Consider the following 13746-nt stretch of genomic DNA (forward strand, 5'->3'; position numbering starts at 1 on the left):
AAGGGGCCGGGAAACCGGCCCTTTTTCAATGCCTCACGGCCACTTCACCACGGGCGGCATGGAAGACAGGATGGAATTCACATTGCCGCCGGTCTTGAGGCCGAAGATCGTGCCGCGATCATAAAGCAGGTTGAACTCGACATAGCGGCCCCGGCGGATGAGCTGTTCGTTGCGGTCCGCGTCGGTCCAGTCCTTGTTGAAGTTCTGGCGGACCAGATGCGGATAGACGACCGAAAAGCCGCGTCCCACATCGCGCGTATAGGCAAAATCCGCATCCCAGCCGCCTTTTTCTTCCGGCGAATGCAGCCAGTCGTAGAATATGCCGCCAATGCCGCGCGCCTCGTTGCGATGCGGCAGGAAGAAATATTCGTCGCACCACTCCTTCACGCGCTGGTAGTCGACAATGTCCTTGTGCTTGTCGCAGATGAAGCGGAAGGCCTTGTGGAAGGCAAGCGTGTCCGGGTCGTCCTGCGTGCGGCGGCGGTCGAGCACCGGCGTCAGGTCGGCGCCGCCGCCGAACCACTGGCGCGTGGTCACCACCATGCGGGTGTTCATGTGGACGGCAGGCACATTCGGGTTTTGCGGATGCGCGATCAGCGAAATGCCGCTTGCCCAGTAACGCGGGTCTTCCTCGGCGCCCGGAATCTGCTTGCGGAATTCCGGCGAGAACTCGCCATAGACCGTGGAGACATGGACGCCGACCTTTTCGAAGACGCGGCCATGCATGATCGACATGACCCCGCCGCCGCCGCGGCCTTCATCCTTCTGCCATGGCGTGCGGACGAAGCGTCCGGGTTCGCGATCCGAAAGCGGGCCCTGCAATTCATCTTCAAGTTGTTCATAGCTTGCGCAGATACGGTCGCGCAGTTCCTCGAACCAGCGCTGTGCCGCCTGCTTCTTCTCTTCGATGTCTGCCGGGATGATGGCCGGAATCTCGTCGCGTTGCATTTTCGTGTCCTTCCGGCGCGGCCTGGTGGTGTTTGAAGACCTCGCGCAGCCAGGGTTGGAGCGCATCCCGAAAAGTGCGTGACGTTTTCGGACAAGATGCGCGGTTCAAAATGAATATCTAGAGCGCCGATCCGATTCAGTCAGATCGAAGCGCGCTCTAAATGGATGAACTATTATCGCTTGGCTTAGCAAAGTCCGCCTTCACCGCAAAGCGTGAAGCGCGTGATCGCAAGGCAGTACGGACCCTCTCCCCAAGAAAAGACTCGTCTTTGGGGTATCGCTAACCTATCTTTCTCTACTCAGGGTTTGAAAGGCATTCATTTCCGGGTTCGCCGGGAGGCAAACGCATGGCAGCAACACCGCCCCGTCCACCGCTTGAAGGCCTGCGCAAGCAGCTTGAGAAAAGCCGCGCCCAGAAAAGCGCCAAGCAAAGCACGAAAAGCCGGATGCCGCGCGATGGTTTCGTCCGCGAGACGTTTACCCTGCCGAGGCTGGCGGCGCGCGAAAAGGCGCGCGAGTGGTTCGAGACATTCCCGAAAGCCGCCTACTGGACCGAGATCGAAAGCTGGTGCGAGAGGCCGGACGATGTGATTGAGTTTACCATGCGCCGTCTGGCGACCGCGGATTGAGCAGCGCTTCAATCGCGGCGGTCAAGCCATTGAAACGCGATTCAGATTAGCAGGCAGAAAAGGCGCCCCGAAGGGCGCCTTCGCTTTTTGAATCGTTATTACGTTACGGCTTGGAGTTTCGATCCGATCGGATCGGATTGCGCTTCATCCGAAAGCCGTTTCACACCTTTCGCGATGCGTTCTACTTGCCTGCTGTCTGCGGGGCCTTTTCCCATGCGTTCCAGTTCCGGATGATGCTTTCGGCATAGGCCTTGCCGACGCGATAGGCGTTGGTCGTGGCAAGCGGGAAGCCGCCGGAATTGGCGGCAAGCGATTCCGCCGCAGTCTGGTCCTTGCCCTGGCGGTCGAAATTCGACGCGGTGCGCAGCAGCGCGATGCGGTCGAAATCGAGCTTGCCAGCTTCAGCGGCGCGTTTCAGCGCGGTCAGCGTGGCGTTGTCTTCCATCTGCGAGGTGCAATAATCGGCCTTGCCGTCGGTCAGAAGCTTCGACCATTCGGCCATGGCTTCGCCGAGCTTTGCGCCGTGCCAGTAGGTATCGCCCGAGGCCGTATCGCAGATCGTGACCTTTGGCGCGCCGGTCGCGGCCTCTTCCGTGTAATGCTTGCGATATTCCTTCGCCGCGTCGCTATCCAGAAGTTCGACGCCCCTGGTCGTTGCCAGAGCATAATCGGCAAGCTTGCCGTTCAGTTCGAAGACTTCCGTGCCTGCGGCCCATTTCGGCTTTTCGCCGGGCTTTGCCGCGCCGAGGCCGAAGAAGTCCGTGGGCGAGCCTTCCGGCGCTTCCCGAATGTCGATGCGGTGGTTCAGATTGGCGTCGACCGAGTATTTCGCCCAATGCGCCGATCCGAGCGTGCCGTGCTTCGGGTCGACACCGGCGATGCCCGCGATCACGAAATAGGTGTGGCTCAGATCGAACCTGTCGCTCAGCGCCATGGCTGCCGTCGCGCTTGCGGCATTGGCGAAGCCCATGGCTGTCGTCATGTGGCACAGGCCTTCGGCGGTGCAGTCGACTGTCGGATATTCCGGGTTGAGGCCCGGCAGCTTGATCTTCTGGGTGAACTTCTCGCCTTCAAGCCATGGCTTGGCTTCTTCGCCGAACATGGTGATGACCATCACCTTCGGCGCGATGGGGGTAGCTTCCTTGGCAAAGGCCGGGGCGCTTGCCAGCAGGGAGGCGGCGGAAGCGGCGAGAGCGAGGGTGGACAGGTTCATGGAAGAAGCGAGCCTTTCAGACCGGAGGGGGAGATGCTGCCTTGCGAATCCGGTCATTTCGCGAGGTTTTTCCTTTGCCGCAGAGCTTCGCCTGCGGTCATCGCAACCGAAATCGCAAGATTTAGCGAGCGCGCGCCCGGCATCATCGGGATCAGAAGCCGGGCATCGGCGGCATCGTGCACGGTGTCGGGAACGCCCGACGACTCACGCCCGAAGAGCAGGATGTCATTTTCCTGAAACTGGTAATCCGTATAGGGAACCGCCGCCCTGGTGGAGAGCAACACGATGCGGCGTCCAGCCTCGCGGCGCCAGTCCTCGAAGTGGCGCCAGTCCGCATGGCGGGTGAGGGCGGCCTGCTCCAGATAATCCATGCCTGCACGCTTCAGCGAGCGGTCCGAAACATCGAATCCGGCAGGCTCGATCAGGTCGACCGCGAAGCCGAGGCAGGCGGCCATTCGCAGGATGGTTCCCGTATTGCCGGGAATGTCGGGCTGGTAAAGTGCGACGCGCAGTTCCATATGATGCGGGTAGCCCACAAATCCGGTGGCTGCAAGGGTCGAGAACGGTTCCCGCCTCCCGCATCAACATATCCGTTGGCGAGGGAGTGTCCGCAGGATGGGGATCGTTCTGCATCACGAAAATATTCCTGTTTTGTTCCTATTCCGTCTTGGAAATTCTGCAAGGTGCCCGTAAAAGGATCGCCATGTTCAGATGGTTTGAAAAACGACTCGAAGCTTATCCCGAAGAACCGCCGCGCGAACCCCCGCGCGGACTGGTAGCCTTTTGCCTTTATTATACGCGCGGCGCATGGCCGTGGATCATCGGCATGGCGATCTTCACCACGCTCATCGCCGTGATCGAAGTGTCGCTCTTTGCCTTCATGGGCAACATTGTCGACTGGCTGTCGCACCAGTCGCGCGAGACTTTCCTCAGCAATGAAGGCTGGCGGCTTGCGCTGATTGCCGGTGTGGTCCTGATCGGCCTGCCGGGTGTGGTGCTGATCCATTCGCTGCTGATCCACCAGACATTGCTCGGCAATTATCCGATGCGCATTCGCTGGCTGATGCACCGTTACCTGATCCGCCAGTCGATGTCGTTCTTCCAGGACGAATTCGCCGGACGCATCTCCACCAAGCTGATGCAGACTGCTCTTGCCGTTCGCGAAACGGTGATGAAGCTTCTGGACGTGCTCAACTATGTCATCGTCTATTTCGCTGGCACGCTGTTCATTGCGGCGTCTGCGGATCTGGTTCTGATGATCCCGTTTGCCGTCTGGCTGGTCGCCTACATCCTGCTGCTGCGCTTCTTCATTCCGCGCCTGCGGGTGGTTTCGGAACAGCAGGCCGATGCGCGCTCGCTGATGACGGGCCGCATCGTCGACAGCTATACCAATATCGCGACCGTGAAGCTTTTCTCGCATTCGAGCCGCGAGGAATCCTATGTGCGTGAGAGCCTCGACGGCTTCCTCGGCACCGTGCATCGGCAGATGCGGCTCATCACGATGTTCCATTTCACCCTCTATATGGCGAACTGCATCCTGCTGTTTGCGGTGGGCGCAATCGGTATCCAGCTCTGGATGAACGAAGCGATTACCGTGGGCGCCGTTGCCGTCGGCATCGGTCTGGTGCTGCGCCTCAACGGCATGTCGCAGTGGATCATGTGGGAAATGTCGGCCCTGTTCGAGAATATCGGCACGGTGGAAGACGGCATCACCACGATTGCGCGTTCCCATGAAGTCGTGGACGTTCCCAATGCGCCGGCGCTGCAGGTGACCAGAGGCGAGCTCGACTTCGACCGGATCGGCTTCCACTACGGCAAGGGCAAGGGTGTCATCGACAACCTCACCCTCACCATTCAGCCGGGCCAGAAAGTGGGATTGGTCGGACGTTCCGGCGCTGGTAAATCCACGCTGGTCAATCTGCTGCTGCGCTTCTACGATCTGGAGAAGGGCCGCATCCTGATCGACGGGCAGGACATTTCCAGGGTCACGCAGGATTCGCTGCGCGCCAATATCGGCATGGTGACGCAGGATACCTCGCTTCTGCATCGCTCGGTCCGCGAGAACATCATGTATGGGCGGCCGGATGCCACGGAGGAGATGCTCCAGCAGGCGATCCGCCTCGCGCAGGCCGACCAGTTCATTCCGCTGCTGACCGATCCCAAGGGGCGGCAGGGGCTGGATGCGCATGTCGGCGAACGTGGCGTCAAGCTTTCCGGCGGGCAGCGCCAGCGCATCGCCATTGCGCGTGTGATGCTGAAGGACGCGCCGATCCTCATTCTGGACGAGGCCACCTCGGCACTCGATTCGGAGGTGGAGGCAGCCATTCAGGACAGCCTCAATACGCTGATGGAAGGCAAGACCGTGATCGCCATCGCGCACCGCCTTTCCACCATTGCGGCGCTGGACCGTCTCGTGGTGATGGACAAGGGGCGCATCGTGGAAGACGGCACGCATGAGGAACTTGTCGCGCTCGGCGGCATTTATGCAAGTCTGTGGGCCCGCCAGTCGGGCGGCTTCCTCGGCTTCGATGAAAATACCGAGGATACGCTGGTCAAATAAGGACACAAGCCATTGATGAAAGCGGTTTACAGCCTGTTCGAACGTTGGGTCGATCCCTTTCGTGAACCGGACAGGCTGAGACCGCCTTCAACGACCCTCGGCTTTCTGTGGCATTATGCGCGACAGGCGAAATGGCCGCTGGCGGCTTCCCTTGTCGTCGGCGGATTGCTGCCGCTGGTCGAGGCAGGTCTGTTCTATTTCACGGGCAGGCTGGTCGATATTCTCGATCAGGCGGGCAAGGGCGGGGTCGAGCGAAGCTGGTCGGCGCTTTTGCAGGTGGCAGGGCCCGACCTGCTTTTCATGGGGGTCACTGTCCTTGTGATCCGCCTCGTGGTGACGGCAATCAACACGCTGCTGGAAGAGCAGGTGATGGGCCCCAATTTCTATAACCTGATCCGGTGGCAGGCCAATTCATATGTGCTGCAGCAATCCTACGGGTTTTTCCAGAATGACTTTGCGGGGCGCATAGCGACAAAAGTCTGGCAGGCCGGGCAGGCGGCGGGCGACTTCATCCAGAGCCTGATCCAGGTGGTCTGGTTCATGCTCATATACAGCATCAGCACATTGTTCCTTATAGGGCGGCTGGATTGGACGCTCGCGGCGGTCGTGCTGGCATGGATTGCTGTTTTCGTGTTGATTGCACGTCATTATCTTCCGCAGATCCGCCGTCAGGCCGAGGCTTCCGCCGAAGCGGGGTCGCTGATAAACGGGCGGCTGGTCGACAGCTATTCCAATATCCAGACGATCAAGCTGAACACCGTCAATGATGATGTTCAGTATTTGCGGGAAGGTTTCAAAGGATACATTGCCGCGCTTCTCCCGTTCATGCGTTCGCTCACCGGCGTCCGCGTTTCGCTCACGGCGCTCTCCGGCCTGATGATCGTGACGGTTGCGGCGATAGCCATCGATCTGTGGACGCGCAATGCCATCACGGTCGGGCAGGTGTCGTTCACGCTCGGTCTGGTGCTGCGCCTCAACATGCTGCTTGGCCGTCTCATGATGCAGCTCAATGGCATGCTGCGTCAGCTCGGGCTGATCGAAAATTCCATGCGGCTGGTTTCCGCCCCACTCGGTCTGGAAGACCGGCCCGATGCCAGACCCTTGCAGGTGACGGAGGCGCGCATCGATGTCCGCAACGTCACCTTTCACTATGGCAAGGCCGCGGGCGTTCTCGACAATATCAACCTGACTGTTCGCGGCGGTGAAAGGGTCGGTCTCGTCGGCCATTCCGGCGCGGGCAAGTCCACGCTCGTGAACCTCATCCTGCGTCTCTACGATGTCGAGAAGGGTTCTATCCTTGTCGATGGGCAGGATGTTCGCGATGTCACACAGACCTCGCTGCGCCGGGCCGTTGCGGTCGTCAGTCAGGAAACCGCGTTGCTGCACAGGTCGCTGCGCGACAATATCATGCTGGCGCGAGACGATGCGACCGACGAGGAACTGCTGCAGGCGGCGCGTCAGGCCGAGGCCGACGGGTTCATCGCCAATCTGGAGGATTTTCAGGGGCGGCGCTCCTTCGATGCCTTCGTGGGGGAGCGCGGCGTCAAGCTTTCCGGCGGGCAGCGGCAGCGCATCGCCATCGCGCGCGCCATCCTCAAGGACGCGCCGATCCTGATCCTCGATGAAGCGACATCGGCACTCGATTCGGAGGTGGAAGCTTCCATTCAGGAGAATCTGAAGCGCCTGATGGAGGGGAAGACGGTTATCGCGATCGCCCACCGGCTTTCCACCATCGCGGCGCTGGACAGGCTGGTGGTGATGGACCAGGGCCGCATTGTGGAGGAGGGGACGCATGACGAACTTATCGCCCGCGGCGGCATCTATGCGGGACTTTGGGCCCGCCAGTCGGGCGGGTTCATAGGGCGGAACAGGGAAAGTTGAAAGCTTTCGGCTGCTGCGGCCTTGCCGTGCTTTCCCTGAATTCAGCAGGCAAATCCACCTGCGACATCGTGCCGTCATAAGGGGTTGGTGTCTGGACAAGCGTTTTTTACACGCATAAACCGGATAGTGAAATGGAGGGAATTTCGTCCTGTGAGCACTTGCGGGACTACTTTTGCGCAAGTGCAAAAGAGGACGAGGGGAGAGTTCAATTGAACATGCAGGTTGAAAAGGAATTGGCACGTGAGCGCACACGACACGGCTGAGCCGACACGGCGTGATTTTTTGTATATTGCGACGGGAATGGCCGGTGTCGTCGGAGTTGCCGGACTGGCCTGGCCGTTTATCGACCAGATGCGTCCGGACGCTTCGACACTCGCGGCTGCGTCCATCGAGGTTGATGTTTCGTCCCTGACGGAAGGAGCATCATTAACTGTTAAATGGCGTGGTAAGCCGGTTTTCATTCGTAACCGCTCCGCCAAGGAAGTCGAGGATGCCAAGACAACCGCTCTTGGTGATCTCAAGGATCCGATCGCGCGTAACGCCAACCTTGCTTCGGACGCGCAGGCGACCGATCTCGCCCGCTCGGCAGGCGAGGGTAAGGAAAACTGGCTGGTGATGATCGGCGTCTGCACCCATCTGGGTTGCGTGCCGCTCGGTGAATCCGGTTCTTTCGGTGGCTGGTTCTGCCCATGCCATGGCTCGACCTATGACACGGCCGGTCGTATCCGCAGCGGTCCGGCGCCGAAAACATGCACATCCCGCAATATGCGTTCACTTCCGATACGGTCATCAGGATCGGCTAACAGGTCTTGGGGAGAGAAGACATGAGTGGTGGACACTCCACATACACGCCGAAGACCGGCATCGAAAAATGGGTGGACGAACGGCTTCCCTTGCCGCGTCTCGTCTATGATTCTTTCGTGGCCTATCCGACGCCGCGTAACCTGAACTACATGTACACCTTCGGTGGCATTCTGAGCTTCATGCTCATTTCGCAGATCGTTACCGGCATCGTGCTGGCAATGCATTATGCTGCGGATACGGGCATTGCGTTCAATTCCGTCGAAAAGATCATGCGCGACGTCAACTCCGGTTGGCTGCTGCGCTACATGCACTCCAACGGCGCATCCTTCTTCTTCATCGCCGTTTATCTCCATATCGCTCGCGGCCTCTATTACGGTTCCTACAAGGCGCCGCGCGAGTTGCTGTGGATCCTGGGCGTGGTGATCTTCCTTCTCATGATGGCGACCGCCTTCATGGGCTACGTGCTGCCATGGGGCCAGATGTCCTTCTGGGGCGCAACCGTCATCACGGGCTTCTTCACGGCCTTCCCGATCATCGGCGAGCCGATCCAGCAGCTTCTGCTCGGCGGCTTTGCGGTCGACAATCCGACGCTCAACCGCTTCTTCTCGCTGCATTATCTGCTGCCGTTCATGATCGCCGGCGTCGTCATCCTGCACGTCTGGGCGCTGCATGTGACGGGCCAGACCAACCCGACCGGCATTGAAGTCAAGTCCAAGACCGATACGCTGCCGTTCACGCCATATGCGACCATCAAGGACGCTTTCGGCGCGCTCGTCTTCTTCGTGTTCTTCGCCTACTTCATCTTCTACATGCCGAACTTCCTCGGCCATCCGGATAACTACATCCCGGCCGATTCCCTGAAGACGCCTGCCCACATCGTTCCGGAATGGTACTTCCTGCCGTTCTACGCGATGCTGCGCGCCATCACCTTCAATATCGGCCCGATCGATTCGAAGCTCGGCGGCGTTCTGACCATGTTCGGTTCGATCGCAATCCTCTTCGTCGTGCCCTGGCTCGATACTTCGAAGGTTCGTTCGGCTGTCTATCGTCCCTGGTTCAAGCTGTTCTTCTGGCTGTTCGTGATCAACGCCATCTTCCTCGGCTGGCTCGGTTCGCGTCCTGCGGAAGGTTCCTACGTCTTCATGGCGCAGCTGGGTACGCTCTACTACTTTGCCTTCTTCATCATCATCATGCCGGTCATCGGCCTGATCGAAACGCCCAAGCGTTTGCCGAACTCGATCACCGAGGCGGTTCTGGAGAAGAGCGGCAAGGCCGAGATTACCCCAGTGGAAATCCCTGTAGAAACTCGGGGCTGAACCAGCGAGAGAGATGAAGGACGTAACAATGAAAAACATCCTCAAGAATTTCGCTGCCTTCGGTATTGTTCCGCTGGTCGCGCTTGGTATCGCCTTCGCCAGTACGGTGGGTGGTGCCTCGGCTGAGGAAGGCGGTAATGCCGCGGAGCCGGAACATTTTCCGATCCACCATCCCAAGCAGGAAAAGTGGAGCTTCGCCGGCCCGTTCGGAACCTATGACAAGGGCCAGCTGCAGCGCGGCCTGAAGGTCTACAAGGAAGTCTGCTCGGCCTGCCATTCGATGAACCTGGTCGCCTTCCGCACGCTGGAAGGCCTCGGTTACTCGCCTGAACAGGTCAAGGCGCTTGCCGCTGAATATGAAGTGCAGGACGGCCCGAACGCGGATGGCGAAATGTTCACCCGCAAGGCGCTTCCGACCGACCACTTCCCGTCGCCATACCCGAACGCGGCTGCGGCTGCGGCGGCAAACAACGGTGCGGCTCCGCCGGACTTTTCGCTGATCGCCAAGGCGCGCGCAGTGGAGCGTGGGTTCCCGCAGTTCATCTTCGATATATTCACGCAATATGCCGAAGGTGGCCCGGATTATATCCATTCCCTGTTGACCGGTTTCGACGAACAGCCGCCGGCAGGCATGCAGATCGCCGAAGGTACGCATTACAATCCGTACTTCATTTCGGCCAAGGCGCTCGCCATGGCGAAGCCGCTCAGCGATGACCAGGTCACCTATGACGATGGTTCGCCGCAGACGGTGGACCAGTATGCACGCGACGTTTCGGCTTTCCTGATGTGGGCTGCCGAGCCGCATCTGGAAGAACGCAAGCGGACCGGCTTCCGGGTCATGGTGTTCCTGATCCTCTTTGCGGGTCTGGTCTATGTCGCCAAGCGTTCGATCTGGTCGGATGTGAAGCACTGACAGGTCGGTCAAAGTTGAAAAATGGGCGCCACGGGCGCCCATTTTTTGCGCTGCAGCCAGCCGGAATTTGGCCGTGGATACGAGCACTGGCTGCTTTGCCACAATTAAGCCATGAAAATGTCCGTGCTTCGCCGCAATATTCCTGGCTAAAACAGGCGGTTTCTTTTGCATTTTGCTCGTTTGCGGGTGTAAAGGAGCTTTGCCCCGACTTTGCCTTGATTAGTTTTACCGGCCTGCAGGCCGCCTGAAAGGATGGAAAATGGAATCCGGATTTAAAGCCAGCCTGAAGGATGCGATCCGCACCATTCCGGACTATCCGAAGCCGGGCGTCCAGTTCCGCGACGTGACGACCCTCATGGGCGACGCGCAGGCATTCCGCCGCTCGGTCGATGAACTGGTCTATCCCTATGCAGGCAACAAGGTCGACAAGGTAGCCGGTATCGAGGCGCGAGGCTTCATTCTGGGCGGCGCAATCGCGCACCAGCTTTCCGCCGGTTTCGTGCCGATCCGCAAGAAGGGCAAGCTGCCGCGCGATACGGTGCGCATCGCCTACAGCCTCGAATACGGCATCGACGAAATGGAAATGCATCGCGACGCGATTGAAAAGGGCGAGCGGATCATTCTGGTGGACGACCTGATCGCCACGGGCGGAACCGCGGAAGCGGCGGCGAAGCTCCTGCTTCAGATGGGCGCGGAAATCGTCGCAGCCTGCTTCATCATCGATCTGCCGGATCTGGGTGGCCGCAAGAAGCTGGAAGCGCTCGGCGTTCCGGTGCGCACGCTCGTCGCCTTCGAGGGCGACTGAGAAAATGAAAAAGCCCGGATCGCTCCGGGCTTTGTTGTTTCAGAGGTCTGCTTTTGGTGGCAGTTTCACCATTGCCGCATTGTCGAACGACAGGACTTCCTCGCCATTCTGGTTATGGGCGTTCGTCGTCATCGTCAGCATCGACCAGCCCGGGCGGGAAGCGAGCGGCCTGATGGTGTGGACCACGCGCTTATAGGTGATCGTATCCCCGGCATAGACCGGCTTCGGCCATTTCAGGTTCTCAAAGCCGGGCGAGGGGCCGAATGTCGGCGGTGTCTCGCCGCGTTTCAGAGCGTCCTTCGTTGCCTTCACGATGGAGGCGACGTTGAGCTTCATGAACACTGCCGTCGTGTGCCAGCCGGAAGCGCACAGCCCGCCGAAGACGCTCTTCTTTGCCGCTTCGCTATCGAGATGAAACGGCTGCGGATCGTACTTCCGCGCGAAATCGATGATTTCCTCGGCCGTAAACGTATAGCTGCCAATAACGACGGCGTGTCCGAGATTGTCTTCCAGAAAACTCATGACGCATCTCCCGCAGCCGCATCGTAGTCACGGCGCAACATCATGCATGGATGCTGCATTTCACAGACGCTTTCGCCGCGCTGATTGAACAGTTCATGATGGAACGTCACGAGCCCGATTGCCGGGCGCGACCTGGAAATGCGCTTGTCCTTGATGGTCGTCACGCCGTTCAGCGTATCGCCTGCGAGCACGGGACGCTTCCACCGCGTAAATTCCACGCCGGGACCGCCTTGCGAGGTGGAATCAGTCAGATAGGCATCGCAGACCAGCCGCATGATGAGGGAAACGGTGTGCCATCCCGATGCGGCAAGCCCGCCCAGCACGCTGGCCTTGCCCGCTTCCTCGTCCAGATGGAAGGGCTGCGGATCGAACGCGCTGGCAAATTCGATGATTTCTTCCTTGCTGATCGTACGAGGACCGAAGGGAAGGGTCATTCCCGGTTCCATATCCTCGTAGGCATATTTCGGCAGAGGCTTGCTCACCCTCGATCTCCTCCATACTCATAAAGTGCGATGCACTCACACTGAATCGTACCACGATTTTCCCTCATCCTGACGAGGCTCGCGAGCTTGCAAGGGAGCCGTCTCGAAGGAAGAGGGCAGGCACTGTGCGTTTTCCCTCAGCCCTTCGAGACGCCGTTTTCAACGGCTCCTCAGGGTGAGGGAAAGAAAGGCGTCGAGAGTATAGGTGACACCTCCCGGAATCAAAAACTCTCCCACATCACTACACATTATCCAGACGCGAAATCAGTTCACACTTTTGGGAGGCGCGCTTCATAACAGAGCGGTTCCTGTTCTGACAGAAAAGCCGGAACCGCTCTAACTATTTGTTTTATCGCATTATCCAAGGCATCGAAGCGGGATAAGAAATCAGTCCGGTGAACTGATTTCCCCGCGTAGACGTTTCACACTTTTGCTGGAAATGCTCTAGATCTAGTTGAGCTTGACTCATCGAGATCTAGTTGAGCCCGTGCGGTGATTGAGCATTTTCAGGGCGTGATGCGCTAGCATTTCAGCGCCCTGCTATCAGGTATTGAAGCGGAACAGCATCACATCGCCGTCATGGACGATGTATTCCTTGCCTTCGTCCCTCGCTTTTCCAGCTTCCTTCGCGCCGACTTCGCCGTTGTATTTGACGTAGTCTTCATAGGCGATGGTCTGGGCGCGGATGAAGCCGCGCTCGAAATCGGTGTGGATGACACCGGCTGCGGCTGGAGCCTTGGTGCCGCGCTTGATGGTCCAGGCGCGGGTTTCCTTGGGGCCAGCGGTGAAATAGGTGATAAGGTCGAGCAGCTTGTAACCGGCGCGGATCAGGCGGTCGAGGCCCGGCTCCTCAAGGTCCATGCTTTCCAGATATTCCCTGGCTTCCTCATCGGGAAGCTGCGCGACTTCCGCCTCGATCGCAGCCGAAATGATGACCGTCTGGGCACCCTGTTCCTCGGCCATCTTGCCAACGGCGGCGCTGTATTCGTTGCCCTTCGCAGCATCGCCTTCCGCGACGTTGCAGACATAGAGCACAGGCTTCGAGGTCAGGAGGTTCAGGCCCTTCAGCGTCAGCAGGTCCTCGGGAGAAATGTCCTTCAGCATCAGGCGGACAGGCTGGCCGTTCTGGAGCAGTTCAAGAGCGGCTTCCATCACCGGCAGGACGGTGAGCGCTTCCTTGTCCTTGCCCGTCGCCCGCTTGCGGATCTGCACGATGCGGCGCTCGATGCTTTCGAGGTCCGACAGCATCAGCTCCGTTTCCACCGTCTGGGCATCCGATACGGGATCGATGCGGCCTTCGACGTGGGTAATGTCGTCATCTTCGAAGCAGCGCAGAACATGCACGATGGCATCGACTTCGCGAATATTGGCGAGGAACTGGTTGCCGAGGCCTTCGCCCTTCGATGCGCCACGCACGAGGCCCGCAATATCGACGAAGTTGATGCGGGTCGGGATGATTTCCTTCGAACCGGCGATCCTGGCGATTTCGTTCTGGCGCGGGTCCGGAACGGCCACTTCGCCGGTATTCGGCTCGATGGTGCAGAATGGATAGTTCGCGGCCTGTGCGGCGGCCGTTTTGGTCAGCGCGTTGAAAAGCGTCGACTTGCCAACGTTTGGCAGGCCAACGATGCCGCATTTGAAACCCATGATCGTACCTATCAGACTAGAATTTT

At 59.2% G+C, this 13746-nt stretch carries 13 protein-coding genes and 1 pseudogene; 8 read left to right on the forward strand and 6 right to left on the reverse strand.

All coding sequences use genetic code 11. The features are described 5' to 3' along the window. Positions 1 to 33: 33 nt before the first annotated feature. On the reverse strand, positions 34 to 948 hold the full coding sequence (hemF, locus tag ACS5UA_RS00630; RefSeq protein WP_063620742.1) for an oxygen-dependent coproporphyrinogen oxidase: 915 nt from the start codon (positions 946 to 948) through the stop codon (positions 34 to 36). Positions 949 to 1295: 347 nt separating this feature from the next. On the opposite strand from hemF, the gene ACS5UA_RS00635 reads away from it, so the two are divergent. Next, positions 1296 to 1577, forward strand: coding sequence for a hypothetical protein (locus tag ACS5UA_RS00635; RefSeq protein WP_151657893.1), 282 nt, complete (start codon positions 1296 to 1298; stop codon positions 1575 to 1577). Between the two features lie 181 nt (positions 1578 to 1758). Here ACS5UA_RS00635 and ACS5UA_RS00640 read toward each other — a convergent pair whose 3' ends face one another. After that, complete coding sequence (locus ACS5UA_RS00640; RefSeq protein WP_443101136.1) at positions 1759 to 2790, reverse strand: purine-nucleoside phosphorylase; 1032 nt, start codon at positions 2788 to 2790, stop codon at positions 1759 to 1761. A gap of 53 nt (positions 2791 to 2843) precedes the next feature. After that, positions 2844 to 3308 carry a tRNA (cytidine(34)-2'-O)-methyltransferase gene (locus ACS5UA_RS00645; RefSeq protein WP_443101093.1) on the reverse strand — a complete coding sequence of 155 codons (465 nt, stop codon included), beginning with the start codon at positions 3306 to 3308 and terminating at the stop codon, positions 2844 to 2846. A 185-nt stretch (positions 3309 to 3493) separates the two neighbouring features. Here ACS5UA_RS00645 and ACS5UA_RS00650 point away from each other — a divergent pair, with 185 nt between their 5' ends. The 7 genes and pseudogenes from ACS5UA_RS00650 (at position 3494) to ACS5UA_RS00680 (ending at position 11069) form a co-directional block, all read left to right on the forward strand. Beyond that, positions 3494 to 5350 (forward strand): ABC transporter ATP-binding protein, encoded by a 1857-nt coding sequence (locus tag ACS5UA_RS00650; RefSeq protein ID WP_443101095.1) that lies wholly within the window; start codon positions 3494 to 3496, stop codon positions 5348 to 5350. 15 nt (positions 5351 to 5365) lie between these two features. Next, positions 5366 to 7231: an ABC transporter ATP-binding protein gene (locus ACS5UA_RS00655; protein WP_036565712.1), complete on the forward strand. Its 1866-nt coding sequence runs from the start codon at positions 5366 to 5368 to the stop codon at positions 7229 to 7231. A gap of 240 nt (positions 7232 to 7471) precedes the next feature. Further along, positions 7472 to 8034 (forward strand): annotated as a pseudogene (petA, locus tag ACS5UA_RS00660) (ubiquinol-cytochrome c reductase iron-sulfur subunit). 21 nt (positions 8035 to 8055) lie between these two features. Further along, positions 8056 to 9351 carry a cytochrome b gene (locus ACS5UA_RS00665; RefSeq protein WP_006472729.1) on the forward strand — a complete coding sequence of 432 codons (1296 nt, stop codon included), beginning with the start codon at positions 8056 to 8058 and terminating at the stop codon, positions 9349 to 9351. Between the two features lie 28 nt (positions 9352 to 9379). Continuing rightward, entirely contained in the window at positions 9380 to 10264 is an 885-nt protein-coding gene (locus ACS5UA_RS00670; RefSeq protein ID WP_171053459.1) for a cytochrome c1, read from the forward strand. Positions 10265 to 10278: 14 nt separating this feature from the next. Next, positions 10279 to 10512 carry a hypothetical protein gene (locus ACS5UA_RS00675; protein ID WP_443101096.1) on the forward strand — a complete coding sequence of 78 codons (234 nt, stop codon included), beginning with the start codon at positions 10279 to 10281 and terminating at the stop codon, positions 10510 to 10512. Positions 10513 to 10523: 11 nt separating this feature from the next. Further along, positions 10524 to 11069: an adenine phosphoribosyltransferase gene (locus ACS5UA_RS00680; protein ID WP_010659612.1), complete on the forward strand. Its 546-nt coding sequence runs from the start codon at positions 10524 to 10526 to the stop codon at positions 11067 to 11069. A 39-nt stretch (positions 11070 to 11108) separates the two neighbouring features. Here ACS5UA_RS00680 and ACS5UA_RS00685 read toward each other — a convergent pair whose 3' ends face one another. The 3 genes from ACS5UA_RS00685 to ychF form a co-directional block, all read right to left on the reverse strand. Then, positions 11109 to 11591: a MaoC family dehydratase gene (locus ACS5UA_RS00685; RefSeq protein WP_443101097.1), complete on the reverse strand. Its 483-nt coding sequence runs from the start codon at positions 11589 to 11591 to the stop codon at positions 11109 to 11111. Next, the gene (locus ACS5UA_RS00690; RefSeq protein WP_006467333.1) at positions 11588 to 12073 is read right to left on the reverse strand and encodes a MaoC family dehydratase; all 486 of its coding nucleotides are present in this window, start codon (positions 12071 to 12073) and stop codon (positions 11588 to 11590) included. The genes ACS5UA_RS00685 and ACS5UA_RS00690 overlap by 4 nt, the downstream gene beginning before the upstream one ends. 543 nt (positions 12074 to 12616) lie before the next feature. Continuing rightward, positions 12617 to 13720, reverse strand: coding sequence for a redox-regulated ATPase YchF (gene ychF / locus ACS5UA_RS00695; protein ID WP_021586969.1), 1104 nt, complete (start codon positions 13718 to 13720; stop codon positions 12617 to 12619). Positions 13721 to 13746 lie beyond the last annotated feature (26 nt).

The sequence above is a fragment of the Brucella sp. RRSP16 genome (assembly GCF_052246815.1).
In the GTDB taxonomy this organism is placed as follows: domain Bacteria; phylum Pseudomonadota; class Alphaproteobacteria; order Rhizobiales; family Rhizobiaceae; genus Brucella; species Brucella intermedia.

Bases quoted from the DNA above. Each gene is read 5' to 3' on its own strand.
- hemF (WP_063620742.1), bottom strand. From the start codon at position 948: ATGCAACGCGACGAGATTCCGGCCATCATCCCGGCAGACATCGAAGAG.
- ACS5UA_RS00635 (WP_151657893.1), top strand. From the start codon at position 1,296: ATGGCAGCAACACCGCCCCGTCCACCGCTTGAAGGCCTGCGCAAGCAG.
- ACS5UA_RS00640 (WP_443101136.1), bottom strand. From the start codon at position 2,790: ATGAACCTGTCCACCCTCGCTCTCGCCGCTTCCGCCGCCTCCCTGCTG.
- ACS5UA_RS00645 (WP_443101093.1), bottom strand. From the start codon at position 3,308: ATGGAACTGCGCGTCGCACTTTACCAGCCCGACATTCCCGGCAATACG.
- ACS5UA_RS00650 (WP_443101095.1), top strand. From the start codon at position 3,494: ATGTTCAGATGGTTTGAAAAACGACTCGAAGCTTATCCCGAAGAACCG.
- ACS5UA_RS00655 (WP_036565712.1), top strand. From the start codon at position 5,366: ATGAAAGCGGTTTACAGCCTGTTCGAACGTTGGGTCGATCCCTTTCGT.
- ACS5UA_RS00665 (WP_006472729.1), top strand. From the start codon at position 8,056: ATGAGTGGTGGACACTCCACATACACGCCGAAGACCGGCATCGAAAAA.
- ACS5UA_RS00670 (WP_171053459.1), top strand. From the start codon at position 9,380: ATGAAAAACATCCTCAAGAATTTCGCTGCCTTCGGTATTGTTCCGCTG.
- ACS5UA_RS00680 (WP_010659612.1), top strand. From the start codon at position 10,524: ATGGAATCCGGATTTAAAGCCAGCCTGAAGGATGCGATCCGCACCATT.
- ACS5UA_RS00685 (WP_443101097.1), bottom strand. From the start codon at position 11,591: ATGAGTTTTCTGGAAGACAATCTCGGACACGCCGTCGTTATTGGCAGC.
- ychF (WP_021586969.1), bottom strand. From the start codon at position 13,720: ATGGGTTTCAAATGCGGCATCGTTGGCCTGCCAAACGTTGGCAAGTCG.